The 25,148-nt window shown below is 48.2% G+C and carries 23 protein-coding genes; 7 read left to right on the top strand and 16 right to left on the bottom strand.

All coding sequences use genetic code 11. The features are described 5' to 3' along the window. Positions 1–365: 365 nt before the first annotated feature. Both GON05_RS34305 and GON05_RS34300 read right to left on the bottom strand, forming a co-directional pair. A complete protein-coding gene (locus tag GON05_RS34305) occupies positions 366–755 on the bottom strand; it encodes a VOC family protein (RefSeq protein ID WP_157326005.1) in 390 nt (129 codons plus the stop codon). A gap of 161 nt (positions 756–916) precedes the next feature. Next, entirely contained in the window at positions 917–1,138 is a 222-nt protein-coding gene (locus GON05_RS34300; protein ID WP_127458708.1) for a hypothetical protein, read from the bottom strand. A 156-nt stretch (positions 1,139–1,294) separates the two neighbouring features. Between GON05_RS34300 and GON05_RS34295 the strand changes: the two genes are divergently transcribed. Together GON05_RS34295 and GON05_RS34290 are read left to right on the top strand one after the other, a co-directional pair. Continuing rightward, positions 1,295–1,573: a hypothetical protein gene (locus tag GON05_RS34295; RefSeq protein ID WP_127458709.1), complete on the top strand. Its 279-nt coding sequence runs from the start codon at positions 1,295–1,297 to the stop codon at positions 1,571–1,573. Between the two features lie 142 nt (positions 1,574–1,715). Then, on the top strand, positions 1,716–3,869 hold the full coding sequence (locus tag GON05_RS34290; RefSeq protein WP_157326003.1) for a 5'-nucleotidase C-terminal domain-containing protein: 2,154 nt from the start codon (positions 1,716–1,718) through the stop codon (positions 3,867–3,869). An 89-nt stretch (positions 3,870–3,958) separates the two neighbouring features. On the opposite strand, the gene GON05_RS34285 is transcribed toward GON05_RS34290, so the two are convergent. Then, entirely contained in the window at positions 3,959–6,667 is a 2,709-nt protein-coding gene (locus GON05_RS34285) for an ATP-binding protein (RefSeq protein ID WP_157326001.1), read from the bottom strand. 203 nt (positions 6,668–6,870) lie between these two features. Here GON05_RS34285 and hisC point away from each other — a divergent pair, with 203 nt between their 5' ends. Next, positions 6,871–7,968, top strand: a complete 1,098-nt coding sequence (hisC, locus tag GON05_RS34280) for a histidinol-phosphate transaminase (RefSeq protein WP_246239700.1) — start codon at positions 6,871–6,873, stop codon at positions 7,966–7,968. Positions 7,969–8,052: 84 nt separating this feature from the next. Then, a complete protein-coding gene (gene mscL / locus GON05_RS34275) occupies positions 8,053–8,523 on the top strand; it encodes a large conductance mechanosensitive channel protein MscL (protein WP_127458713.1) in 471 nt (156 codons plus the stop codon). Between the two features lie 29 nt (positions 8,524–8,552). Here mscL and GON05_RS34270 read toward each other — a convergent pair whose 3' ends face one another. From GON05_RS34270 to GON05_RS34240, 7 genes are all read right to left on the bottom strand, one after another. Further along, positions 8,553–9,314: a (S)-benzoin forming benzil reductase gene (locus GON05_RS34270; protein WP_157325997.1), complete on the bottom strand. Its 762-nt coding sequence runs from the start codon at positions 9,312–9,314 to the stop codon at positions 8,553–8,555. A gap of 39 nt (positions 9,315–9,353) precedes the next feature. After that, positions 9,354–10,157, bottom strand: coding sequence for a hypothetical protein (locus GON05_RS34265; RefSeq protein ID WP_338114254.1), 804 nt, complete (start codon positions 10,155–10,157; stop codon positions 9,354–9,356). Positions 10,158–10,162: 5 nt separating this feature from the next. Beyond that, complete coding sequence (locus GON05_RS34260) at positions 10,163–10,366, bottom strand: copper ion binding protein (protein WP_127458195.1); 204 nt, start codon at positions 10,364–10,366, stop codon at positions 10,163–10,165. Positions 10,367–10,402: 36 nt separating this feature from the next. Beyond that, complete coding sequence (locus GON05_RS34255) at positions 10,403–10,732, bottom strand: metal-sensitive transcriptional regulator (RefSeq protein ID WP_157325994.1); 330 nt, start codon at positions 10,730–10,732, stop codon at positions 10,403–10,405. An 86-nt stretch (positions 10,733–10,818) separates the two neighbouring features. Then, positions 10,819–13,062, bottom strand: a complete 2,244-nt coding sequence (locus tag GON05_RS34250; protein WP_157325992.1) for a heavy metal translocating P-type ATPase — start codon at positions 13,060–13,062, stop codon at positions 10,819–10,821. 462 nt (positions 13,063–13,524) lie between these two features. Further along, on the bottom strand, positions 13,525–14,577 hold the full coding sequence (gene add, locus GON05_RS34245) for an adenosine deaminase (protein ID WP_157325990.1): 1,053 nt from the start codon (positions 14,575–14,577) through the stop codon (positions 13,525–13,527). A gap of 325 nt (positions 14,578–14,902) precedes the next feature. Further along, positions 14,903–15,595 carry a DNA alkylation repair protein gene (locus GON05_RS34240; RefSeq protein WP_157325988.1) on the bottom strand — a complete coding sequence of 231 codons (693 nt, stop codon included), beginning with the start codon at positions 15,593–15,595 and terminating at the stop codon, positions 14,903–14,905. Between the two features lie 121 nt (positions 15,596–15,716). On the opposite strand from GON05_RS34240, the gene GON05_RS34235 reads away from it, so the two are divergent. Further along, complete coding sequence (locus GON05_RS34235; RefSeq protein ID WP_157325985.1) at positions 15,717–16,514, top strand: Cof-type HAD-IIB family hydrolase; 798 nt, start codon at positions 15,717–15,719, stop codon at positions 16,512–16,514. A gap of 68 nt (positions 16,515–16,582) precedes the next feature. Here GON05_RS34235 and GON05_RS34230 read toward each other — a convergent pair whose 3' ends face one another. Then, positions 16,583–17,014 (bottom strand): toxin-antitoxin system TumE family protein, encoded by a 432-nt coding sequence (locus GON05_RS34230; protein WP_157325984.1) that lies wholly within the window; start codon positions 17,012–17,014, stop codon positions 16,583–16,585. Beyond that, on the bottom strand, positions 17,007–17,681 hold the full coding sequence (locus GON05_RS34225) for a MerR family transcriptional regulator (RefSeq protein ID WP_157325983.1): 675 nt from the start codon (positions 17,679–17,681) through the stop codon (positions 17,007–17,009). Before GON05_RS34225 ends, GON05_RS34230 begins: the two co-directional genes overlap by 8 nt. A 257-nt stretch (positions 17,682–17,938) precedes the next feature. On the opposite strand from GON05_RS34225, the gene GON05_RS34220 reads away from it, so the two are divergent. Beyond that, positions 17,939–19,555, top strand: coding sequence for a long-chain fatty acid--CoA ligase (locus GON05_RS34220; RefSeq protein WP_157325982.1), 1,617 nt, complete (start codon positions 17,939–17,941; stop codon positions 19,553–19,555). 97 nt (positions 19,556–19,652) lie between these two features. Continuing rightward, on the top strand, positions 19,653–20,495 hold the full coding sequence (locus GON05_RS34215) for an SDR family oxidoreductase (protein ID WP_157326010.1): 843 nt from the start codon (positions 19,653–19,655) through the stop codon (positions 20,493–20,495). Positions 20,496–20,831: 336 nt separating this feature from the next. On the opposite strand, the gene GON05_RS34210 is transcribed toward GON05_RS34215, so the two are convergent. The 4 genes from GON05_RS34210 to GON05_RS34195 all read right to left on the bottom strand — a co-directional run bounded on the left by GON05_RS34210 (position 20,832) and on the right by GON05_RS34195 (position 25,137). Then, positions 20,832–21,896, bottom strand: a complete 1,065-nt coding sequence (locus GON05_RS34210; RefSeq protein WP_157325980.1) for a Gfo/Idh/MocA family protein — start codon at positions 21,894–21,896, stop codon at positions 20,832–20,834. Between the two features lie 28 nt (positions 21,897–21,924). After that, positions 21,925–22,797, bottom strand: a complete 873-nt coding sequence (locus GON05_RS34205) for a carbohydrate ABC transporter permease (RefSeq protein WP_127458202.1) — start codon at positions 22,795–22,797, stop codon at positions 21,925–21,927. A 35-nt stretch (positions 22,798–22,832) separates the two neighbouring features. After that, a complete protein-coding gene (locus GON05_RS34200; RefSeq protein ID WP_157325978.1) occupies positions 22,833–23,708 on the bottom strand; it encodes a carbohydrate ABC transporter permease in 876 nt (291 codons plus the stop codon). A 79-nt stretch (positions 23,709–23,787) separates the two neighbouring features. Then, positions 23,788–25,137 carry an extracellular solute-binding protein gene (locus GON05_RS34195; RefSeq protein ID WP_157325976.1) on the bottom strand — a complete coding sequence of 450 codons (1,350 nt, stop codon included), beginning with the start codon at positions 25,135–25,137 and terminating at the stop codon, positions 23,788–23,790. Positions 25,138–25,148 lie beyond the last annotated feature (11 nt).

Below are 25,148 nucleotides of genomic sequence, written 5' to 3'. Positions count from 1 at the left end.
GTTGTTCAGTTTTCAAAGATCAATTTCTTTCGCTCACTGCCGTGTTACCGAAGCAGCGAGAAGTAATATACCACAGCTCGTTCATCAATTGCAAGCACTTTTTTCTTGTCAATTTCTGTCGTTCTCTGTTGGGAAATTAATACTACCACATGTCGCCCTTCGAAGCAAATTCACTTTATCGTTCTAAGTGATTCGCCGTCCGAAGCAACGAGGTATAATGTACCACGCTCGATAACCAATTACAACCCCTTTGGAAATGTTCCACAATTGCCACTCTTTTGAATGTTTTGTTCTATTCATACATAAAAAATGGATGCATCAGATGCACCCGTCTCATTCGCGTATGTTATTAGATGTACATTTAATTAACGAGTCGTTTGGAAAAACTCAATGCGCTCACCATCTAGCCCATTAAAGAAGAAATACCTGGAGCCATTAGGCAGCGTCGTAATTTCTTCATCTATCTGCTGAACGTCCAGTCCTTGAATCCGCGTAAACTCCGCTTCAACGTCGTCAACGGTAAAAGCCAAATGATGAACTTTCCCTTCTTGCGGCAAACCTGCATTGTAACCTTCGATGAGCTCAACTTCCGTTTCATTCAACGTTTCAAAGCCCAGAAAGGCAAGGCGGATGACGCCATTTGTGTGAAGCAACGTCCCTTTGTGCTTAAGCCCAATTACTTCCTCATAGAAACGTATCGACGCTTCTAGATTTGCCACCATCACACCAACGTGCTCCATTTTCAAAACTGCCATTGTTCATAACCTCCTATTAAACTCCTACTTCCTATTATTGTAACGAAAATAGCAAATGAGGGCTAGAACATCCTACTAGTAATTTCAAAATAACAAATCTATATCGTTACACCTGATCAGTCATAATTTAAACCACATAGGAATAGATTAGCGAAAGGCATCTAAGTTATGCAAAGTGTTTCAATCTCGCCATTAAGCGAAAACAACGTAACTTCCTCATTCGTAATATTGACCAAGCCAAGGTCATCAAACACTCTGCGGATTTTCTCATTAGATAAATGCTTGAGAATCGTTTCAACTGCAACATGCAAATGATCCTGATGCTTGGATTCATAAAACATAAGAACTTCTTTTTCCTCGACACGCACTCTCGTATGTATCATACAAGGCCACCCCCCAATTCCAATGTTTCAATTGTATATTTTGGAAATAAGGAAAGTGTGAGAACATTATTAGTTAAGTGTTAGGTTTAAAATTTCGCTTAGATACCTTAGACGTTGTATACTGATGCTAGGAAGGTTAGATGGGAGGGTAACAACATGAGATTGCTAAAGCTTCTTCAAATCTACGAGGTGGATGGGATTACGCCCAAACATCGATCTGAACGTTTTGATTTTGATGAGATTCAAGGGCAGACTTTTCGTGAGATGAACCCAACTGAAGTCGGGTCACCGATGATCTTATCCGGCATACATCGATATATTCCATTCAAAACAACTAGAGTTCAAGCCATAGATAGAGACGGATTGGATTTTCGCGTACTTACTCGCAATACAATCTATCATTTTGAAGTTCATAATGACTACAAAGCCACTTAAACCCTTGGAGGGATAAGGGCTTTTTTTGTTGATTTTTATAATAATAATTTCTTCACTTCTCAAAAACTACCAATTTCCTTTATACTAATAGACGTGTTAATTAACCTATGTTCTATTATTATGAAGGAGGTCTTTCTACCACATGAAAAAAACATTCCAAACTCGACTTACAGCCCTCGCTCTTGTAACCGCTCTTACAGGCACTTTTACCGGCAGTATCGCTTTTGCCGACACAGCAGCACCAGCATCTACCACTAAGACTGCGATGAAATCAGATATGCGTCTTGCCATTGATAACGGCGCAATCGAAGGCTACGGAGATACCGACTACCGCGGTGCAAACCCGGCAACACGTGCTGAAGTTGCTACCATGATCAACCGTGCAGCGAAATTGCAAAGCGCAGATCCCGCTTCTGTCACGTTCACTGATCTCGCAAATTGGCAGAAACAAGCGGTTGCCAATGCGGTTGCAGCGAAGCTGATCAGCGGATTCGCTGACGGAACGTTCCACCCGGATGCTGCGGTTACTCGCCAAGAGCTAGCCGAGTTGATCGTGAAAGTGGTAACGGGCGGTAAGCTGCCAAGCGTGAATGAGAATGTTTTGAACTACTTCAAAGACTCCGATTCCATTGCAAAAGAGTCCCGCCCTTATGTCGCGTATGCCGTCATCAGCGGAATTTTCAGCCCGACACTGGATGGAAACTTCAATCCGACAGCAGCCGTTACGCGTGATGAAGTTGCCAAGGCGCTTAAGCCGATTTTATTTAAGGTCGTTGATATTCTAACTACAAATGATATTCACGGTAAAATCGAAGTTGGCTTCGATAAAAAACGCAACCAAGGCCAAGGCGGTATTGAAACCGTTGGCGGAATCGTTACCGATTTCCGTGCTGTGAATCCGGAAGGCACTGTTGTGGTAGACGGCGGAGACGCTTGGCAGGGCACGCTTATTTCGAATACAACCAATGGTCAATCCGTCATGGATACCATGGCTCAAGTGAAATACGATGCAGCAGCTATCGGAAACCACGAGTTCGATTTTGGCCGTGACGTTTTAATTAATAACATTAAGAATGCGAAGTTCCCTATTCTAGGCGCTAATATTATCGACACAAAAACAGGCGAACGCGTAGATTGGACACAACCTTACGTGATCGTTGAAAAAGATGGACTAAAAATCGGCATCATCGGCTTCGCGACTCCGCAAACAACGTCAACGACCAAATCAACGAACATCGAAGGACTTTCCTTCGTGGATCCAGTCCCTTTAGCCAAAGAATTGTCAGCTGAACTGCGCGCCAAAGGCGTTGACATCATTATGGTCACTTCCCACCTGCCCGGTGAGCAAAACCAAAAATCCGCTGAAATCATCAGCGAGCTTGCAGATCTGGCCAAAGGCACAGGCAACGGCACACTGGATGCAATCGTCGGTGGACACTCCCATTTGCGTGTTTCCGGAATTGTGAACGGCATCCCAGTTGTAGAAGCGCAAAGCTGGTTGTACGCGGTTGGCCACATTCAATTATTTGTAGATAAAACGACTAAACAGGTTGTTTCATCGAACGCCAGCTTACTTGAAACCTACACGAACCTGACCACGGCTGACGAGAAAATTCACCAAACGGTAGAAGACTACAAGGCGAAAATTTCAACGAAATCCAGTGAAGTTGAAGTCGTTGCCGCTGAACCGCTTGGACGTAAATCATTCCGTTTCGATAAAAATGGCGGCGTAGATCGCGATGGCGCTTCACAGCTGGGCAACAGCATCACGGACGCTATGCGCGCTGCCGAGAAATCCGACATCGCCTTCACAAATATCGGCGGTATCCGTGCAGATGTAGATAAAGGCGATCTAACCTATGGTGAAATGTTTGAAGTATTCCCTTTCGGCAACTACAATGTGACAGGCACAATGACGGCTGAGCAAATCAAAAAAGCCTTGGAAGTAACGGACAAGTATACGAATCTTCCGGCTATTCAATTCTCCGGTCTGAAAGTCGAGTGGGACAGCACTAAACCTCTTGGCGAGAAATATTCCAAAATCACGCTGGTAGATGGTACGCCGATCTACGTGGACGGCAAGTTCAACACAGACCGCACGTTCAAAGTGACGACGAATGATTTTATGGCAACAGGCAGCGGCGATGGCTTTACCGTTTTCGGTGAAGTGAAGGATTGGAAAGATGGCGCCATCATGCTCGATGCTTGGGTCAGTTACGCGAACTCCTTGAAAGCGGCGGGTAAAGAGCTATCCGTTCAGGATGACGGGCGCGACGTACGTTTGGATCTTAAATAAAAAGCACTTATCCATTTATTAATCCCATTAACTAATAAAAGAAAGGTCTTTGATCAATCCCTCGCGGGAGAAATCAAAGACCTTTTTGATTATGCCAGCCAAACTCGCATAAGCGAAAGCAGCTGGTTTAAATTCAATGGCTTGCTGATGTAGTCGGAAGCGCCTGCTTGCAGGCAAATATCACGGTCCTGCTTCATCGCTTTCGCCGTTATGGCAATAATGGGCAGATGCTCGTTGCGCTCGTCTTTTCTAATCGTACGCATGGCCTCATAGCCATCCATTACGGGCATCATCATATCCATAAGGATGATATCAATCTGCGGCTCCTTCTGCAAAATAGCCAGACATTCCTGCCCATCGTGTGCAATGATGACGGTCATCCCTTCATTTTCAAAAGCGTTGCTTAGCACGAAAACATTTCGCACGTCATCGTCAACGACCAGCACAACCTTCCCTCGCAGAAAGTTTGGTTCAGCCAATGGGAGAGAAGGCTCTTCCAGCTTCGCCGGAGTGGCGTCATAGGCTGCTGCGGCTTCCTCCCATGCCGGTTGAAACTCACTGATCCCCGGCTCCAAGGATGGGAGGTAGACCGTGAAAGTGCTTCCAACCCCCTCTTCGCTGCTCATGCCGATGTCCCCGCCAAGCAGTCCCGCCAGTTCGCGAGAAATGGAGAGGCCAAGGCCCGTTCCCCCGTATTTCCGATTGGTCGTGCCATCAGCTTGCCGGAAGGGCTCGAAAATAAGCGCCTGCTTGTCTAGAGGAATACCGATCCCCGTATCTTTAACCGAAATGGCCAGAACTTCTTGACTAGGGTCAGCGGAAGGCAGCAGCTGGGTGACTTGATCCGCTTCACAACGCTTGATACTCACGTGAACACCGCCCTCATGCGTAAACTTAAACGCGTTGGACAACAAGTTTTTCAAAATTTGACTGAGACGCTGCTCGTCCGTATAAAAGTGCTCCGGCACCGGGAGTTCCAGGTCAATGTTCAAAGTCAGATTGCGCTGTTCAGCCACCTTGGAAAATTGACTTCGAATGAGCTTAGGAAGCTCTCTTACATTTAACGCTCCGATATGGATATCCAGCTTGCCGGCTTCCACTTTGGATAAATCGAGAATATCGTCAATAAGCAGCAGCAGATCTGTCCCTGAGGAATGAATCACACGGGCGTATTCCTGCTCATCACTACTCAAGTTCCCCATCTTATTTTCTTGCAGCATTTGGGATAAAATAAGCACGCTGTTAAGCGGGGTACGAAACTCATGCGACATATTAGCCAGAAACTCCGATTTGTATCTGGAGCTTAGCTGCAGCTGAACCGCATGTTCTTCGAGAGCCACCTTGATGCGTTCAAGTTCCTTGGACCTTTCATCCGCACATCGGTTATGTTCCTCTAACTGTTCATTCGTCATGTGCAGCTCTTCCTGCTGGCTTTGGAGCTCCTCCGTTTGAATCTGCAGCTCTTCCGTCATCAGTTGATATTCCCGAAGCAAACGCTCCACTTCAACGCGCGATTGCACACTGTGCACGATGGTTCCGAGAACGTCGAGAATATCTTCAAGAAGCTCCATCTGTTGATGGGTAAACTTATTTAAACTGGCTAATTCCATAACGGCAATAACTTCATGATGATGTAAAATCGGCACAATCAGTACGCTTTGCGCTTTTACAGCGCCGAGTCCGGACGTTATTTTGAGATAATGATCAGGCACATTCATGAAATGGAACATCCGCTTCTCCAGCGCGCATTGACCGACGAGCCCTTCCCCCAGATGAAACCGCTGAATCCCGACGTCATTCTCGTTATCCATCATCATGGCGTAGGCTGCTATTTTCTCCATCGTAACCTTGCCCTTGTGGGTGGATCGGAGGTAAAGCAGTCCGAAGGACGCACCAAAAAGCTCAGCGGCTTTACTAATAAAGGAAGAACCTAGCGTCTCCATGTCCGATATGCCTTGAAGCATATGAACCACTTCCGCAAGCTTGCGCTGCTGCCATTCGATTTCCTCTTGGTTCTCTAAAAGCATATTCGTTGCATCAGCGAGATCCTTTACTTCATCGTTCATTGTGACTTGGATGCGCTGTGTATAGTCTCTCTTGAAGGAGCTTAATTTCAAAATACTTTTGGTAACCTGCTTGATCGTCCCAACAATCGACTGCGATATCAAGAGTGCAGCTGTTAACGAGAAAATAAGCAGCAGGGTCAACATAACAAACAAGGATCTTGTGAACATCCGGTTCTGATCGTCCAAGAGCTTGGCCCTATCTTTGGTAAGCGCTATCTCAATATTCCGGAAACGATCGAGCTGAGAGCGGATATCCTCCACATTTTGCTTGCCCAAATAAAAATCATAAGGATTGACGGTATATGTCCCTGCACCTTGATCCCTTTTCATGACTGGACCGGGTGTCCCGTCGAGCTGCATGATCCAGTGCTCTATGGCCTTTTTAATCGATTGTAAACTTTGTTCCTGGACCTCATTTTCACGTGTAAGCTGACTTAGCTTCATGTAGGACTGCCGCCAGTTGTTCTCTGCGGAGTGGTAGGGTTCCAGGTAGGCAGAATCTCCGGTTATCAGATATCCCCGCTGACCGCTTTCCATGTCCATCACATATTTTTCGATGTTGTTGATTTCGCTATGGACGGCAAAATCATGCTCAATGATATAATTTCTATCCGTTTGCATCGATTTCACTTGATTAATCACTAGCGTGAATACAACACTTATACAAGCGAAAATGAAAATGTAGCCAAGCATGATTTTGGATCGGATACCAAATCTCTTCTTTTTCCCCATCCGCGCAGTGTCCTCTCCTTAAGTCGAATTACGCATCTTTACGTATTATACTACTCTCCTAAAAGTTGGGATATGGGATTTTTATACTTTACTACTTTACCAAGTTAATGTATTATTTAACTAAAGCAATTATCTTTAAAGGAGTGATTCTTTTGAGCAATCGTACAACTGACCATATCCGTCCACGCGGCGTCCTGTCTCGCATGAAGCCCTATTCTCCCGGCAAACCCATTTGGGAAGTCCAGCGGGAATTAGGTATCGACAAGGTGACCAAGCTTGCTTCCAATGAAAATCCAATTGGTCCATCCCCTCTCGCTGTCCAAGCCATTCAATCCTATCTGACTGATATTCATCGTTATCCTGATGCGGACACGATTGATCTCTGCAGCGCTATTGCCGGCAAGTTGGAGGTACTGCCGGAACAAGTGCTTGTCACGAATGGCGCCGATGAGCTCATTACACTCCTATCCGAAACGTTTTTGGAGGAAGGCGACGAGGTCATCGTGCCCTCTCCAACCTTCAGCGAATATGAATTCGGCGCTAATCTGATGGGCGCATCCGTCGTACAGGTGCCGCTCCGTGAGGATTACCGTTATGAAATCGCGGATCTTTTGGCAGCGGTAACCGAGAAAACGAAGCTGTTATATATTTGTTCTCCAAATAATCCAACTGGCACCTATATGACAAAACAGGACTTACATGCGCTAATGGATAAGCTCCCTCCTCATGTACTGGTTATTTTTGATGGGGCTTACAGTCACTTTGTAACTGCAGATGATTACTGCGACGGGCTTGAGCTGGTGCGTCAGGGATATCCCATCATCGTTACGCAAACCTTTTCCAAAATTTACGGCCTAGCCGGCATCCGTGTTGGGTATGGCATTGCTTCTGCAAGCATTCTGCGCAATATTCGTCAGGTTAAAGAACCTTTTAACGTAAACGCCTTAGCACAAGTCGGGGCTACCGCCGCCATTCAGGATGATGCTCATCTTGAAGCAACGCGGGAAATGAATAAACTCGGCAGAGAACAGCTCTACAGCAGTCTGCAGGAATTGGGATTCAATTTCACGCGCAGCATGAGTAATTTCGTACTTGTGGAACTTGGCCCTGATGCGAAAGCGATCTATGATCAATTGATGCGAAAAGGCGTTATCCTGCGTTATGCAGGCGCGTGGAACCTCCCTAATCATGTAAGGATTTCAATAGGAACTCCTGAAGATCATGAAGCATTCATCAGCGCCCTGCGCGAGGTGCTGCAGGAATCCAAGGAACAGCCACTCTTATCTGCTCTGAAGGATTAAACAACCAAACGAGCATCCAACTCATTGTTTGACAACGACAAAATATGCTACAATGCAAAAAATGCAGTTTGTTGGAGGTTCGCTATGCTAAAGGAATTTAAAGATTTTGCTTTTAAAGGAAATATGGTCGATCTAGCGGTGGGGGTTATTATCGGGGGAGCATTCGGGAAAGTCATTACATCGATCGTCAACGATGTGATCATGCCGCCTATCGGGTTACTGCTGGGCAGAGTGAACTTTAATGAACTTTTCATATCTTTGAATGGCAAACACTACGATACACTTGCTGACGCTGCAGCCGATAAGGGTGCGCCAGTTCTGAAATACGGAGCATTTATTTCTACCTTTTTAGACTTTTTAATTGTTGCTGCCGTCATCTTTATCGTTGTTAAACAATTGTCCAAGTTCCGCAAGAAAGAAGAGCCGAAGGAGAAAGCTCCTACGACCAAATCTTGTCCGCATTGCTTGTCGGATATTCCGGCGCAAGCGACCCGCTGTAAATTTTGTACCTCTGAGCTGTCATCCGGACCGTCTGTGTCAGGAAGCATTCAGTAGTACATAGAATAAAAGGAGTTAAGCGCTTCTCAGCTGCTTAACTCCTTTTTTGTGCGCAGATCGGCGATCTCGCCCTGCGTGAAAGCATCTCGCTGCAGCAGCTCCAGAAGCTGCGCCGCCGTTGCTTCTGGCGATTGCAGCTCGCCGTCCGCATGCAGCTTCACGAACCGGCTTAGCTGCGGGAAGTCCTCTTCGGATGCAGCGCGAATCTCCCGCTGCATATCCGTATCCACCACCCCCGGTGCGACGGAGATGACCTCCACCGGGTAGGGCTGTTCCATCTGCTCGACGCCAATGCAGCGCGTCAGCATATCAAGCCCGGCCTTGGCGGTGCAATACGCCCCCCAGCCGGGGTAGGGCTTCTTCCCCGCGCCCGAGGAGATGTGGACGACCCGCTTCTTGATCGGCAGCGCCTGCGTCTGCCGAATGAAGCTGTTCGTCAGCAACGTGGGCGCGACGAGATTGACCTGCAGGCTCATCTGCAGGTCCTCTTGGCCAGCTCGACCGATGAACGTCATCGGCTCGAGCTGGCCCGCGTTGTTGATCAGCGTGATGGCATCCGCTCGATCAACCAGGCCAAGGATTCGCTCCATCAGCGAATCCAGGCCGTCGGTTTGCGCCAAGTCGTAAGCATGAAAGGTGTAGTCACCTTTCGTGCTTAGCGCCTCTTGGCGGAGGCTCTGGCTTTCGCCGCGCGACACGCAGTGGACCGCGGCGCCTTGGTGCAGGAGCTGCCTCGCCAGCTCAGCTCCGAGGCCTTTGGAACCTCCCGTGATGATATAGGCAGGCATGGTGATCGGCTCCTTTTTTATATAGATATAGAGGGTAAGTTAAGGGACTTTAACAACAAAGGGGACCGTGAACACCTTGCCGCCACGCTGAAATTCTCCCCAGACTTTATACACGCCGCTTTTGGGGAATGTCGTCATAAACTGGGCTTCCGGACCTGTTGATTTCTCGTCTGTCGGATGAACATGCAGGTATTGATCCGCATTCGCGTCCAGAATAACTACGTGCCCCACTGCCCCAAGGTAGGGCTGCAAATCCTTAATAGGCGCTTTTGAGGCTGCGTCCTTAAAGGAATAGGTTAGATTAAGCTCCATTCCTGCCATAAGATGATCGATTTTTAGAGTAACTTCATTGCCATCTATGGTCTTCGTCCATGCATTCTCCGGTTCAATCGCCACCGGTGGTGCGGGGTCCCCTTGTACATTCAAGGAGTAGCTTTTGACGGTTTTCTCTTTCCCGGTAGGCAGAAAGTCAGCAAAAAGCCTATATTCGCCACCAGAAGGGAACTGCGTGGATACCGTAAAAAGACCTTTTCCGTTGTACTCCGGATGCAGATGCTTGTAATATGAAAGATCCTTGCTCACCGCGATTAGATGCATCTTTTTCTCATGATTCAGGTCAAAATCGTTTATCGGCTTTCCGTCACTATCTTGAATCTGAATCGTCAACGTCGTATCTTCTTTCGCTTTCGCCTTCGCCTGCGGAGAAGCTACTTGAAATATTGCCTGAATCTGCTCCTCTGAACTCCCCGCTTCATGACCGCCGCTGTGTACCGAATGATCCGTAGTCTGCGACTTCCCACAGCCGCTTAGCACAAGGACCAGAGACAACACGATAAGACTCATTATTCTCATTGCACTACATCATAACCTTGCTCTTCGATTGCTTCTTTGATCGCTTCCACAGTCAGCTTGCTCTCGTCGTATTCCACTTCCACTAATTTACCCGCCAAGTTTACTTTGCCTTCAGCCCCAAGCTCTTTCATGGCTTTCTCAACGGTATTCACACAGTGATTACAAGACATACCTTCGACTTTTAAAATAATGCTGGACATCGCATTCACTCCTTCATTTGATTTGATTTTTTATGATTATTTCATGAGGGTATTCATCGTTTTGAGCAATTCATCGACAACATCCATGTCGCCTTCTTGAATACGTTCGACGACACAACTTTTGAGGTGGCCGGCTAACAGCAGTTTCCCTACACCATTCAGCGCCGATTGAATCGCGGCAATTTGATGCAGAACGTCATCGCAATACGTATCTTTCTCGATCAAACCTTTGACCCCGCGAACTTGACCTTCAATACGGTTCAACCGCTTCGTTAAATCCGCTTTAAGTTTATCGGAATGATGACTCTTCCGCTCGTGTCCATCCAAGTCGCAGTGGTCTACTTCCGTGTCCATTTCTTTGTTCATTGGGCTCACTCCTTTGAGAGTTGTTTACTACCTATCATACCCCCATCCCCTATATTGTCAATCCTTTTGGAAGACTCCTCGCTCTCTTAAAGTTTGACTCTCTGTAATCGAAGAGCATTCAGCACGACAGAAACGGAACTTAACGCCATAGCGGCTCCTGCTACCCAAGGCTCTAACAAGCCAAAAGCGGCGATTGGGATGCCAATCGTGTTGTAACCGAGGGCCCAGAACAGATTTTGCTTAATATTGCGCATCGTCCGTCTGCTCATTTCAATGGCATCTGCAATGGAGTTCAAATCGCCGCGCATTAAGGTCACATCCGCCGCCTCCATGGCTACATCACTTCCCGTGCCCATCGCCATGCCAGTATCGGCCATAGCTAAGGCTGGCGCATCGTTGATGCCATCGCCGACCATCGCGACGCGGAACCCCTGCTCTTGCAGCTTTTTCACCTCTGCCGCTTTCCCTTCCGGCAAAATCTCGGCTAGAACCTGCTTGATGCCAGCTTGCTCGGCTATCGCTTTTGCAGTACGCGCATTGTCGCCTGTGATCATGATGACTTTAATGCCCATTGCTTCCAAATGGGATACGGCTTCCTGCGAAGTTTCCTTTATTGTATCCGCCACAGCAACGAATCCGGCGTACGCGCCGTCAAAGGCTACCAGCATCACGGTTTTTCCATCTTGCTCTAAACGTTCCATATCCTTAAGCAGCGTTTCGCCAATATCAACCCCCTTCTCGGTTAGCAGTCTCCTTGTACCGATGAGGACCTGGCTGCCCTCGACTTGAGCTTCCAGTCCAAAACCGGGGATGGCCTTAAAGCTCGTGGCTTCCGGCAAGGATGGCACGGACGGTAGTATGCCTTGGACGATCGCTTCAGCTAACGGATGTTCCGAGCTGCGCTCCGCCGCTCCGACGAAACGGAGGAAGGTGGTCTGGTCCACATGCGTCTGGATATCGGTAAGTTGTGGTTTCCCTTTGGTTACTGTACCCGTCTTATCCAAAACTACAACATCCAGGTGATGAGCCGCTTCCAAATGCTCTCCGCCTTTGAACAAAATCCCTAATTCCGCTGCGCGTCCGGACCCTGCCATAATCGAGGTCGGCGTTGCCAAACCCAATGCGCAAGGGCAAGCGATGACGAGGATCGCGATCGTTTTTTCGAGTGCGCCTGCGAAGTTAGCCGGATCCAACCAGAAGTACCACAGAACAAAAGCAATAAGCGCAATCCCCACGACAATCGGGACAAAAATTCCCGAAATGACGTCCGCCACACGCTGAATCGGCGCCTTCGATCCCTGTGCTTCTTCAACGACTTTGATGATTTGGGACAACACCGTGTCACGGCCAACCTTAGTCGCCTGCACCCGGAGAACCCCGTTCTTATTCAGCGTTGCACCAATCACGGTATCGCCTTCGCGTTTCTCAATCGGCAGGCTTTCGCCAGTCAGCATCGACTCATCGACCGAGGAATGGCCTTGCAAAACGGTGCCATCCACCGGAATCTTCTCACCCGGTTTCACGATGATGACATCCCCTGTAACTACCTCTTCCAGCGGGATGCTGATTTCTTGCCCGGCACGGATGACCAGGGCACTTTTGGCCTGCAGGCCCATAAGCGATTTAATGGCTTCCGAAGTGCGCCCTTTGGCGAGAACTTCGAACCATTTTCCGAGAATGACGAGTGTGATGAGGATGGCGCTTGTTTCGTAATACAGCTCAGGCGCATGGTGATGCTCGCTTTGGCCTGCCCACTGGAACGTCAGATACAAGCTGTAAAAATACGCGGCTGATGTTCCCAGCGACACGAGCACATCCATGTTCGCGCTCTTATTGCTGAGTGCTTTGTAGGCACCAGTGTAGAATTGGCGTCCGATGAGAAACTGGACCGGTGTTGCCAGAACCAGCTGCACCCACGGATTCATGAACAGCTCCGGCACCCAAATCCACGAAGTGAAGGAGAAATGGCCAACCATCGCCCATAACAAAGGGAAAGAAAGTATGGCTGAAATCCACAGCTTACGTTTATGCTTCTGTATCTCTTTGGCGCGATGCTCGCCGGTTTCAGCCTGTTCTGTTTTGCGCGCTGCTTCGTATCCTAACTTGGCTACTCGCGCTTGCATATCCTCCGGTGTTACCTCCGAAGGCTGATAGGAAATTCGGGCCGTTTCCATAGCCAGGTTGACGGAAGCTTGTGCGACACCGGGCATCTTGCTCAGCCCTTTTTCAATTCTGGTTGCGCACGCGGCGCAAGTCATTCCTGTAATATCGAAATCAACCGTCGCAGTTGCTCCGGTAGGTTGCTGCTGCCCTGCAGATTCGGTGCTCATAGGATTGTCACCTCACAATGATTGGTATTTGTTTATATTTGTATAGTATACCCCCCTACCCTATATTGTCAAGTGATTTGGGTAAATTGGGTAGCTTCCTATGGCAGGTTGCAAATATTCATCAATAAAAAGCCTGACGGTCAGTGCCGTCAGGCTTTCGTGTTGGGCTACTTTCAAATACTCCATCACTCTACTTACATACTGCCAACTTTCACTGCTGGATATTCCCCAAATGCTTTACGAAAAGGAACTAGTATCCTCTATTTACAGGAAATCAAGCTATCTTCTTTCTGAGGGGAACTACAGGCTCTTATTCAACCAAAATGCACGTTGTTAGGGTGAAATCTGACAAAATAACGGATCATAGTTCCCCTCCAGATGAAAAAAGCGCAATTTCAGTGAAATAGAGTACTGTAGATCCCTCTGACAGAGCCTAGCAAGAGAAAAGCGTTAGGAACCGCATCAGTTCAGCAACCCCATCCCTAAACTGTTAATCTCAGCTTCCATCTCCCGCCGCAGCAACAACTTATCGCTTTCGTCCATAAATGCGGCTTCCACCCCATTCATCACAAGCCTGACGAGTTCAGGCTCCGTAAAGCCAAAACGATCGGACAGCACACGGTATTCATTCGTAATGTCCGTTCCTGAGACACTCGGATTATCCGTGTTTATGGTGACAAGGAGTCCTTGCTCCAAATATTCACGGATCGGGTAAGCATCCCAGCCGGAAACGGCCTTTGTTTGGATGTTGCTGATCGGGCACATTTCGAGAGGGATGCGGCGGTCTTTGACCAGCTCGAGAATGTCACTGTTCTCCTTCAGCCTGACACCGTGCCCAATGCGCACCGCACCGAGATTCGTTACTGCTTCGTACACATTCACAGCACCAGCCGCTTCTCCGGCGTGGATTGTGACCGGAATACCGAGTCGGCCTGACTCCGCAAAAACCTCCCGGAACCATTCCGGCGGATAGGATGCCTCATCGCCAGCCAAGTCGACGGCGACTACGCCTTTACCTACAAACTTGGCTGCCGCTCGAATCACTTCCAAATTGCTTTCGCAGGAATGATTTCTCATGCAAATCGCAATGACGCCGGCTTTTACGCCAAAATCGCGTTGTCCCCGCTTCATCCCTTCAACCACAAAATGAATCGTTTCTTCCACGGTCAAACCATTATTCCGATGCAATTGCGGGGCAAAGCGCACCTCCACGTATTTGCAATTATGCTCTGCTGATTGCTGAGCCACCTCGTAAGCAATTCGTTCCAAAGCTTCACCCGATTGCATAAAACGAGTCGTAAAATCAAATTTACTCAAGTATTCAATGAGGCTGCCGCATTCGTCGCCAACACGCATATGTGGAATCAAGCCTTCTTTATTGTACACGGGAAGATCAATGCCTTGATCCAGGGCGAGCTCCAGAATTGTTTCCGGCTTCACACTCCCATCCAAGTGCAAATGAAGATCAACTTTGGGCAGTCGCGTTAGCCAATCATGCGTCCGATTGTATGCCATCTTCCATCATTCCCTTCTTAAATATGAGTTAGAGCAAGCACATACGGCCGTATGCCGCTGCAAAGAATTTTATTAACTTTAAAACAATGTGACTTATATGTCAATATATATAACATAATTTTACCTTCACAATATATGCGTTATATTTTATGACGCAACTGTGACTTGACTTCTTTTTTTCTAAAAAGCAGTCTGGTAAAGAAAGTTAGCCAAAAGGGCTGTCCAAAAGTAGCTTACGCCGCTTTCGAATCAGCCCCTTCGCTTACAATATCATGGCGCGGTAAAAAAGTTTCGTTCCTTTGGATTCCTCCAAATATCAACTAGTCTATCGCACTTTCTCTTCCTTCTGCTGAATGACCTTCAATGCTTCCCGCACACTAAGCGGTGAAAGCTCGGTCTCAGCGACAAAAGCCTGCACAGCCGCAGCATCCGTCTTCGAGTATTCACGCAGCGCCCAGCCGATGGCCTTCCGGATAAAAAACTCCTTCGAATCCGCCATACGCCGAATACAGCTAAAAAGAAGCTGCACGTCTGTGCGCTGCTTATACTTGAGCTGGAACAAAATCGCTGTCCGCTGCAGCCACATATTGCTTGATGAGAGCCATTTTTCGACATAGACCGGGATAAGATCCGGATATTTCTGTAGATGAACACCAATTAAATGGTCAGCAATCGGATCAACGGTGTCCCACCAGGAATTCGTTACAACCATGCGTTCGAGCAAATCAATATGCTCTTTATCCGCATTTTTGCGAAGCTGAGTGAGCAGCTGCAGCGCCGTGTAATGGAATTCCCGCTCCGGCAATGCCCAAAGCTCCTCCGCCACTTTCACGCCCTCTGCTCCTTTGGGATAGCCTTGCTCCTTCCAAAATGCTTTCGTCAAAGCCACGCGCTGCGGGTTGCGAATACCGAGGAATGGAAATTGGTCGCGCATATAAGTGGACATTGCAGCTGCATCCACCTCGCTGCTGTGCGCTCTCAGCAAGGCCTCCAGCTTGTCCGTGTAAAGTGATGCCATCGTTGACGCGCCTCCTTGTAAACTACAAAGCTCTCGCTTTATTCTAGCAATTCCGCTTTGATTCGGGTATGCTTAAAGCAGAATTTTTATATAGACTACCTATCGGAACGGAGAGGAACACATGACTTACAAGTTAGTAGCATCGGATTTGGACGATACGCTTTTGCGTGATGATTTGACGATTTCCCAGGAAACGATTGACGCTATGCATCAAGCAGTTGCTCAAGGTGTGACGGTAACGATTGCGACAGGCAGAAGCTTCCCATCCGCAGCCAAAATCGCGAACCAAATCGGGCTTAACGTACCGATCATTACGTATCAAGGCGCTTCGATCAAAAATCTCCTCGACGAGGAAGTCCTGTATGAGCGTATGGTGCCGGTGGAAAGCGCCCGCTTCCTGCTCGACTATTGCGAAAAGAGAAATCTCCATCTTCAGCTTTACCATGGCGACCAGCTTTATGCGGGTGAAGATAACGATAAAATTAAAAATTACGTGCGCCTGTCCAAAACGCCTTATATCATCGGTGATCTTCGCCAATGGATCGACATTCCGCAGCCTAAGCTGCTGATTGTCGACAAACCGGAGGTTTGCGACCAAATTCGCGAGGAGCTGCTTCCTCTGCTCGGCGACCAGATGCACATTACGAAATCCAAACCGCACTACTTGGAATTCATGCACAAAGAAGGCACCAAAGGCCACGCCATCGCTTTCCTTGCCAACCATATCGGCTGTACGCTGGATGAGGTCATTGCCCTCGGCGATGCGTGGAACGATCGCGAAATGCTGGAAGTTGCGGGGCTTGGCGTCGCAATGGACAATGCTTTGCCGGAGCTTAAGGAGCTCGCGAATTATGTGACGAAAAGCAATAACGAAGACGGCGTCAGACACGTTATTGAGAAGTTTATTTTGAATGTGTAGGCTGCTTTAATTACCAGCAGGAAATATAAGATTTACGTAAAAAAAGAGCCCCTAGTCGAGGGTCTCTTTTATTTTTTATATTTTTCTACAATACTAAGCATGTGTAAGAAGTTAAGAATATCATCCAGGCTTTGAAAAGGACTATGGTCGTGTACTTTTCCTTCGTTATCAAATTGGTCTTGCTTTTTGTGAATATGGAGTGGGTCGAACTGTTTAATTGTTGTTACATCAGTGCCCGTTGGATGTTCGTGATAATGAAATTTCATAATAAGTGAGTTGTCTTCGTTGTACCAGTTATAGAAATATTCCAACAAATCACCGTTAAACGTTCCTCTTTCTTCGCATTCTAAAAATGAATTCGAAAACGTTAATTTCAGAGTGAATTTTTGAGTTTTTGCTGAACTTCCTGGCTTTAGATTTGCACTTAGAACAACTTCCGGAAAATTCATGTGCAACGAGCCTACATCACTTAGAAATAACAGATTTGTTACGCTAGCCAAGAAGTACAAATCTCCTGTCATGGAGATATTTCCAAACATCGAGGTCCAGTGCAGCGGATGTATTTGAAAGTGTAGTTCCGGAGTACAACTCTTTCTCTAGGTCTTCGATAGAACCATACCGTTCCTGGTATGCTTGAATCTTTTTTTCAATAAATTCAATTTCACTTTCCTGTTCTTCTTCCTCTGCACGACGCATCCGCTCTTTAAATTCAAGGGCAATTTGATAAACAGCTTTAGTTTCACCGTTTGGATATTCTAATATCGTTTTGCCGGTTATTTCAACGTGTTTTCCGGGTTCAGGGCGTTCAACACCTTGAAATCTACCAGCTGCGATGTATTTGCTTATGGTTGTATGGCTGACACCCATCATCCGAGCAACTTCTGTCGGGCTATAAACCTTATTCTGTTCAGCTGTTATACTCGCTCCTTGAACAGCAGCACGAGTCAATTGTCTTATAATTTCTTGTTTAGCTTTTTCAAAAGATTCTTGTTTAAGCAAATCCATTTCGTCTATGATTCGAGGAGCAAAACCAACACTTTCTAAAACAGCAGACAATACTTTCACCAAAGCGATACCTTCGTGTAAATTTTCAGCCTCAAATGGGAACATGTGTTTTGCGACGGATTCTAATTTGTTTTGCAATATATGTTGCTCCATTACTGACATTTTCAACACCACCTCTCACCTCCATTCTATCATGAAATATTAAGTTATAATACAATCAAATCAAACTTAAATCCAACCCCTTAATCTTTATTATATTCATTCCACGTAAGTTTAATCCTTATCATTTATAAGAATATGGCAATGCAAAGGGGGCAAAGTCAATTCTTTTACTCCCATAAGCCCTATTTCGGACATATCCTGTCCCTCCTCCCTATATATTTACTATAGAAATAGCCAATCCCCGGAGGTGCTTCCATTTGGACAATTACCCATTAACGCTGCGCTCACTCTTCGAACGCTCCCAAACCTTATTCCCCAAAAAAGAGGTTGTTTCCCGAACAAGTACCGGCATTCACCGTTATACGTATGCTGATTTCGGCAGACGTTCGAAGAGATTGTCCAGCTCGCTGCAAGCGTTAGGGGTAAAGCCCGGGGATCGCATTGCTACTTTTGCCTGGAATCATCATTGGCATTTGGAGGCCTATTTCGCCATTCCCTGCATGGAAGCGGTCCTCCATACGGTGAATATTCGCCTCCCCGCCGATCATATCGCTTACATTCTCAATCACGCGGAAGATCGTTTCCTCTTCGTAGATGAGACCTTGCTGCCCATTATAGAAAAAATCCAGGATCAACTGACGACCATCGAAGGCTACATCATCATGACGGATAAAAAGGAACTTCCGCCTACTTCTTTACAGCCCGTCTATGGGTATGAGAACATGATAGAGAGTGGTGATCCTCTTTATACATATCCTGAATATATAAATGAAAGCGCTCCCGCGGGAATGTGCTATACGTCGGCCACGACGGGAAATCCCAAAGGTGTCGTGTACTCTCATCGCGGGATCTATCTGCACTCGTTATCCATTGGGTTGGCGGATACGCTAGCTCTTTCGGAACGCGACGCTGTGCTGCCTATCGTCCCGATGTATCACGTTAACGCCTGGGGGCTCCCCTTTGCCTCCGTCTGGTTCGGCAGCAAGCAGGTGCTTCCCGGACCGGCCCCTACGCCAGATATTCTGCTCCGCTTAATCGCGGACGAAAAGGTCACCATCGCAGCCGGCGTACCCACGGTTTGGACAGCTGCTCTTCAAGCGCAAGAGGCGCTGCAGCTGGATTTATCCTCTTTGCGCGCCGTAGTCTGCGGCGGATCTGCTGCCCCGCGCAGCCTCATTGAGAGCTACGAGCAGCGGCTGAATGTTCCGTTCTATCATGCTTACGGCATGACGGAAACATGTCCGCTCGTTACCGTCGCCCGCCTAAAAAGCTATCAAGAAGAAGCTTCGCTTGACGAGCAGTACGATACCCGGGCCACGCAAGGACTGCTGGTGCCTGGACTTGATATGAAAATTGTCGGAATGCGCGGCGAGGTGGCTTGGGACGGTAAGGAGATGGGGGAAATTTGGCTGCGAGGGCCCTGGGTAGCGACCGAATACTACAAAGACGCCCGAACTGCCGAGGGCTTCCAAGACGGCTGGTTTCATAGCGGAGATATCGCGGTCATTGATCCTGAAGGTTTCGTGAAACTGGTCGATCGAGCCAAGGATTTGGTCAAAAGCGGCGGAGAATGGATTTCCTCTCTCGACTTGGAAAATGCTTTGATGGCGCACCCGAACGTATATGAAGCCTGTGTGATCGGCGTGCCTCATCCTAAATGGGGTGAGCGGCCGCTCGCTTGCGTCGTCCTTAAAGATGCTGCCTTGCAAGCGGGGGATAAAAAGGGATTGCTCACGTTCATTGAAGACAAATTTGCCAAGTGGTGGATTCCGGACGATGTGGTTTTCCTACACGAAATCCCCCGTTCCTCGGTTGGAAAATTCATGAAACGCGAGCTTCGCGAGCAATATCAAACCTATTTTACAGGAGACTGAACTCGTTCGGCGGATCTGGCGAGCTGGATCGAGCAAAATCGAAGCTGCTTCTGCTCATTAGCGATGCGGCAATATCAAGATGAGGGGCAGGATGGATATGTTCGATGCATCTTTATTGAAGGATAAAGTCATTCTCATCACAGGCGGAGGTACGGGTCTTGGCCGTGCTATGGGGGAGCGTTTCCTGGAGTTGGGGGCGCAGCTTGCCATTACTAGCCGACGTGAGGAAGTATTGGCGAAGGCCGCTTCCGAGATGGATGGTGATGTGTTCTATAAAAGCTGTGATGTGCGCGACCCGCAGCAGATCGCGGAGATGGTCTCGGCCGTGGAACAACATTATGGCCGGATCGATGTTCTCATTAACAATGCGGCTGGAAATTTTGCCAGCCCGACTGAAAATTTATCTTCGCGCGCGGTGGATGCGGTGTTGAATATTGTCCTTCACGGCACGTTTTACACGACGCTGGAAGTGGGGAAACGATGGATCGAGCAAGGCACCGGCGGGACGATGCTGAACATCGTCACCTCCTATGCCTCCACGGGCTCGGCCTTCGTTGTGCCGTCGGCGGCCGCCAAAGCCGGTGTGCTCGCTTTGACGCGCTCGCTTGCCGTCGAGTGGGCGCGCCATGGCATCCGGCAAGTCGCGATCGCGCCGGGGCTGTTCCCCACCGACGGCGCGTGGAGCCGGCTGGCTCCGACGCCCGAGCTGTCGGAGAAGCTGCTGAACCGCGTACCGCTGCGGCGGGTTGGAGAAAAGGATGAGCTTGCGAACCTCGCAGCTTATCTGATTTCGGACTACGCCGGGTACATCAACGGCGAAGTTGTCACGATCGACGGCGGCGAATGGCTGCAGGGCGCCGGGCAGTTCAATGACCTGCTCGAGGTGACCGACGAGGAGTGGATTAACCTTGCGGATATTACGCGCAAGGGGAAATCGTAGCGGTTCCCCACCCAGCTATTGGCCGCCTAGTCGAATAGATGGAAATCCTACCGTTATTCTACCCTGCTCTGTCGTAGGGAATGGAATAACAGTAGAAGCTCCAACTAAATCGTCGGCGGTTGCCCAAAATACGGTAAATCAGGTTTGATTAGCGGTATAATTTCCAGTTATTCTGCCCAAAAGCAGGTCAATTGAGAAAATTAGCAGGAGTAATCGGAGTTAATTACACGTAGCACCTCCGAGCGTGCGCTGAAAAGCCCCCAACCTATAAGGTTAGGGGCTTGAAAGTTATCCACAACGGACCTGATATCCACCAACTGACAGGATCTGACTTACTCAGCCAAACTGAATCTCAATCCCCTTTTCACTCGACTCATAAACCGCGCACAAGATTTTAGTCAATTCCACACCGTCTTGGACCGGTGAAATCAGCTCCTGGCGCCCTAGACAAGCTTGCACGAAATGGTCAATTTCGTTGCGGAAGCCATCCATGAACTCGAACGAAGGATGATCAATCTGCGGCGTCACGTTGATGATCGTGTCATGCTTCTCACTCACGATGCAGAAATCCGGTTCGATCTCGGCACCGCCTCGATCACCGAATATTTTCACAGCGAATTCATTTTTCATCTTCGCATGCAAGGTGAAAGAAACGTCGACCATGAGCGACGCGCCGTTCTCAAACCGGATAAGCGCGTTTGCCATGTCTTCCGCCGTATTCTGAGAGGCATCATAATCCGCTGCCTTATAGAAGCTCAAGTTCTTAATGTTCGAGCGATTGCCCAGCTTCTTGTAGGTGTTCCCGCTGACCGATTTCACCTTCGGCCGTCCCATCAAGTACCAGCACAAGTCGATGACATGAATGCCGATGTCAAAAAGCGGACCCCCGCCGGCGCGCTCCTTGTCGGCGAACCAACCGCCGGGATTGCCTAACCGGCGCAAGTACGAAGCCTTGGCGTAGTAAATCTCGCCAAGCTCGCCAGCATCCAAGAAGCGGCGCAGCACCTGCGCATTCGTGCCAAAGCGGCGGACGAAGCCGACCATCAGCAGCTTGCCGCTGCGGCGAACCGCCTCCTCGACGCGTAAGGCTTCTTCAACAGTCGTGCAGAGCGGTTTCTCGCATAACACGTGCTTGCCTGCCTCCAATGCGGCAATGCTCAAGGCGCCATGCGTATTGTTCCACGTGCAGATGCTCACAGCCTCCACCTGCGGGTCAGCCAGCATTTCGCGGTAGTCGGTAAAAGCAACCTGCGCACCATATTTTTGGACAGCGGCGCGCGCCCGCTCCTCGTTCATATCGACGATACCGTAAAGTTCCACTTCAGGATGTTCCATATATGAGGTCAAATGGGCATCGGAGATGGAGCCGGCACCAATCACCGCCACTTTTAATTTCGTCATGATGTCCTCCCTAAGATGATGAATGGCATTAACCTTTTACAGCACCAGCCGTCATACCCTTCATAATTTGCTCTTGGAATAACAGGAACACGACAATTGTCGGCAGTACAGCAATGGCAAGCGCAGCCATCGTCAGCTCGTAATCGGTCATATAGCCTGTAGCAAAAGCGGACAAGCTCAGCGGAACCGTCTTCAACGCAGGCTTGCTGATAAACACGAGTGCAAACGCAAAGTCATTCCAAAACCGCAAAAACCCTAAGATCGCAACCGTCGAGAGCGCTGGTAAGCTAAGCGGCAGCATCATGCGGAAGAAAATGCCCCAATAGCCTGTGCCGTCGATCAAAGCGGCTTCCTCAATTTCTTTGGGAATGGTGACTAAATAAGCCGCAACAACGAAAATCGCAAGCGGCAACTCAAAAGCTGCATAAGGCAGAATAAGTGCGCCGTACGTATTCAAAAGGCCTACTTTTTTCATGATAATAAATAGGGGAACTAGTGTACTATGAATCGGAATGAGCATCCCGAGCAGGAATAATCCCATGAAAAACGGCTTTAATTTAAATTCAAACCGTGATAGTACAAAGGCTGCCAGAGCCCCCAACACTAATGTCAGCACGAGAGAAGCAATCGTGACGACCGTGGAATTCCAAAGCGACAGCCCCATCCCGGACACTTTCCAGGCCCGGACGATGTTGTCCCATTTCCAAGTTAGCGGCATTAAAAAGGGCCGTGAATAAAACTCTTCATTGGACTTCAAGGCACTCATAAATAACCAAATGAGCGGGTATAACGTGACTAGCGCGTACAAACTAAGCAAAATATTAACGACGCCTCGCGTCCAAACTTTCCGTCGCTTACCTCCAGCGGGAAAACCCGTCTGCATCGATACAACCTGCTCCATAGATGTCCCTCCTGAGAGAACTCTCTTCCTTTATTTTAACGATAATCCCGTTTCATCAAACGTTGACTGCCTACAATCAAAATCAAGCTAAGAATAATAATGGCTGTGGAAATCGCGCTTCCGAAGCCGAAACGATACACATTGAAGGTGCTGTTATACATGTAGGAAGCCAGCAGTTCGGTTGAATGCGCCGGACCCCCGCCTGTCATGACGTAGATAAGGTCGAATGCCTTCAAACTTCCCGAGATACACAGGACGACAGCAACTTTGACGGTATCCCAGATCATGGGCAGCGTGACGGCAAACAATTTGCGAACCGGTCCCACCCCATCAAGCTGAGCCGCATCTTCAATTTCTGGCGAAATATTTTGTAAAGCGGCAATAAACATAATCATATAAGGTCCAATATAATTCCAGATGATCGGCACCATGAGTGCGTACATCGATACTTTCGGATCGGAGAGCCAAGCTTTCTTCCAGCCGTCCAGGCCGACGCCATCGAGCAAGAAGTTCAAAATACCGATTTGCGGGTGATAAATGTAACCCCAGATGATCCCGACAACAACCGAGGAGAGCACCATAGGCATAAAAACGGAAGCACGAATGACACGTTGGAAAAACGTACTCTTCATAAGCAAAAGCGCTAAAATCAAAGCAATCGGCACTTGACCGAACACGGACGCTGCAACGATAAGCATATTGTTTTTGAACGACTTCCAGAAAATTGGATCTTGGAGCACTTCTACATAGTTGTCTAATCCGATAAATTTAGCCGCTCCGATCCCTTTCCAGTCGAAAAAGCCATAGTAAGCTGACCAGAAAATCGGTACGATAACAAAAAACAGATAGAGCACTAAGGCTGGAAGAAGCCCTATAGTTATGAATCCTCTGATTCTTGCGGATACGGTCATGACTTCATTTCCCCCCTTGCTAACTTTTTTTTGAAAAAAGGGCTCCAGCCGAACCTGGCTGGAGTCCTATGGCCATACGTTATTTGCCGACGGCTTTCGCCTGAGCATCTTGAATTTTCTTGGCGATATCCTCCGGCTTGCCGCCCATGAGGAGCTCTTGAAGACCATTGTTCACAACATCAGCGCTAGCGGAGCTAAGCTTGCCGTCGTATACAGGAGTTTTCTTAACCGTATTCATCATTTTGTACACTTCTGCGAACAAGGAGGATACTTTTGTCGTATCCAAATCTACTTTGTAGGACACAAGCTGATTGCTTTCCAAAATAGCTTTCTGCGCTTCTGGACCAGACAATGCGTAGATCAACTCGTAAGCTGCTGCTTTTTGTGCGCCGGTAACTTTCTTGCTCATTCCAAGACCTGTACCTACTACACCGGAGAGTGAGTTTGGATCCCCTTTACCGTTAGGAACAGATGGCAGAACCGTTACAGCCATGTTAGCCAAAGCCTCTTTGGATGTATTCGCTGCCAGGTTCGGAAGCGCCCAACCGCCGTCGATCATCATAGCGGCTTTACCTTGTGCAAACATTTGTTCCATTTGTGTATTATCGATGGAGTTGAAACCATCTTGGAACGCGCCTGCTTTACCAAGCTGCTGGAGATACGTTAGCGATTGCACGAATTCCGGATCCGTGAACTTCGCTCCGTTCTGATCTACCGCTTTCAAGAACCATTCCGTTCCTGTCACGCGGTCAGCCAGCGAGCTTAGGATACTGGATTGTGCTACCCACGCCGCTTTGTTACCGAGTGCGATTGGCGTTACGTTGTTCTTTTTGAACGTGTCCACCAACTTCATGAGATCATCCCAAGTTTTTGGCGGCTGAACATTATATTTATTAAAGATTTCTTTGTTGTAGTAAAGGATCGACGTTGGGGACAAGGCCATTGGCGCAGCATACGTTTTGCCGCTGATTGAGAAATCATCGAATGATCCTGGCATGAAGCCATTTTTCCATTCGGTTTTGCTATCAAGCAGCTCGTTGATCGGTTGAATCAAGTCGCCACCGACGAATTCCTTCGTCATAACACCAGGCCACATGACAAATAGATCCGGCATTTCATTTGCTGCAGCAACCGTTTTAAGACGCGGACGGTAGCCATCGGGTGGAATCCCCTGAATATCCAACTCCACGTTCGGGTGGTCTTTCTTGAACTTTTCCATATATTCACGCATCAATTTGGCGCGAAGATCTTCACCTGTATAGTTGTGCCAAATCGATAGTTTAACTTTTTCACCAGACTTAGCTGCTGCTTCTGTCGACTTAGGTGCTGCGCTATTTTTGGCTGTATCTGTTGTGCCACCAGCACCGCAACCCGCTAACAGCGCTAATGACATTGTGGCCGCCAATGTAACGATAAATGACTTCTTCATTCGTTGGACCC

It is taken from the genome of Paenibacillus anseongensis (genome assembly GCF_009757995.1).
GTDB lineage: Bacteria > Bacillota > Bacilli > Paenibacillales > NBRC-103111 > Paenibacillus_E > Paenibacillus_E chondroitinus.
Note: the sequence above shows the minus strand (reverse complement) of the source record. Positions and strands in the feature narration are given on the sequence as shown.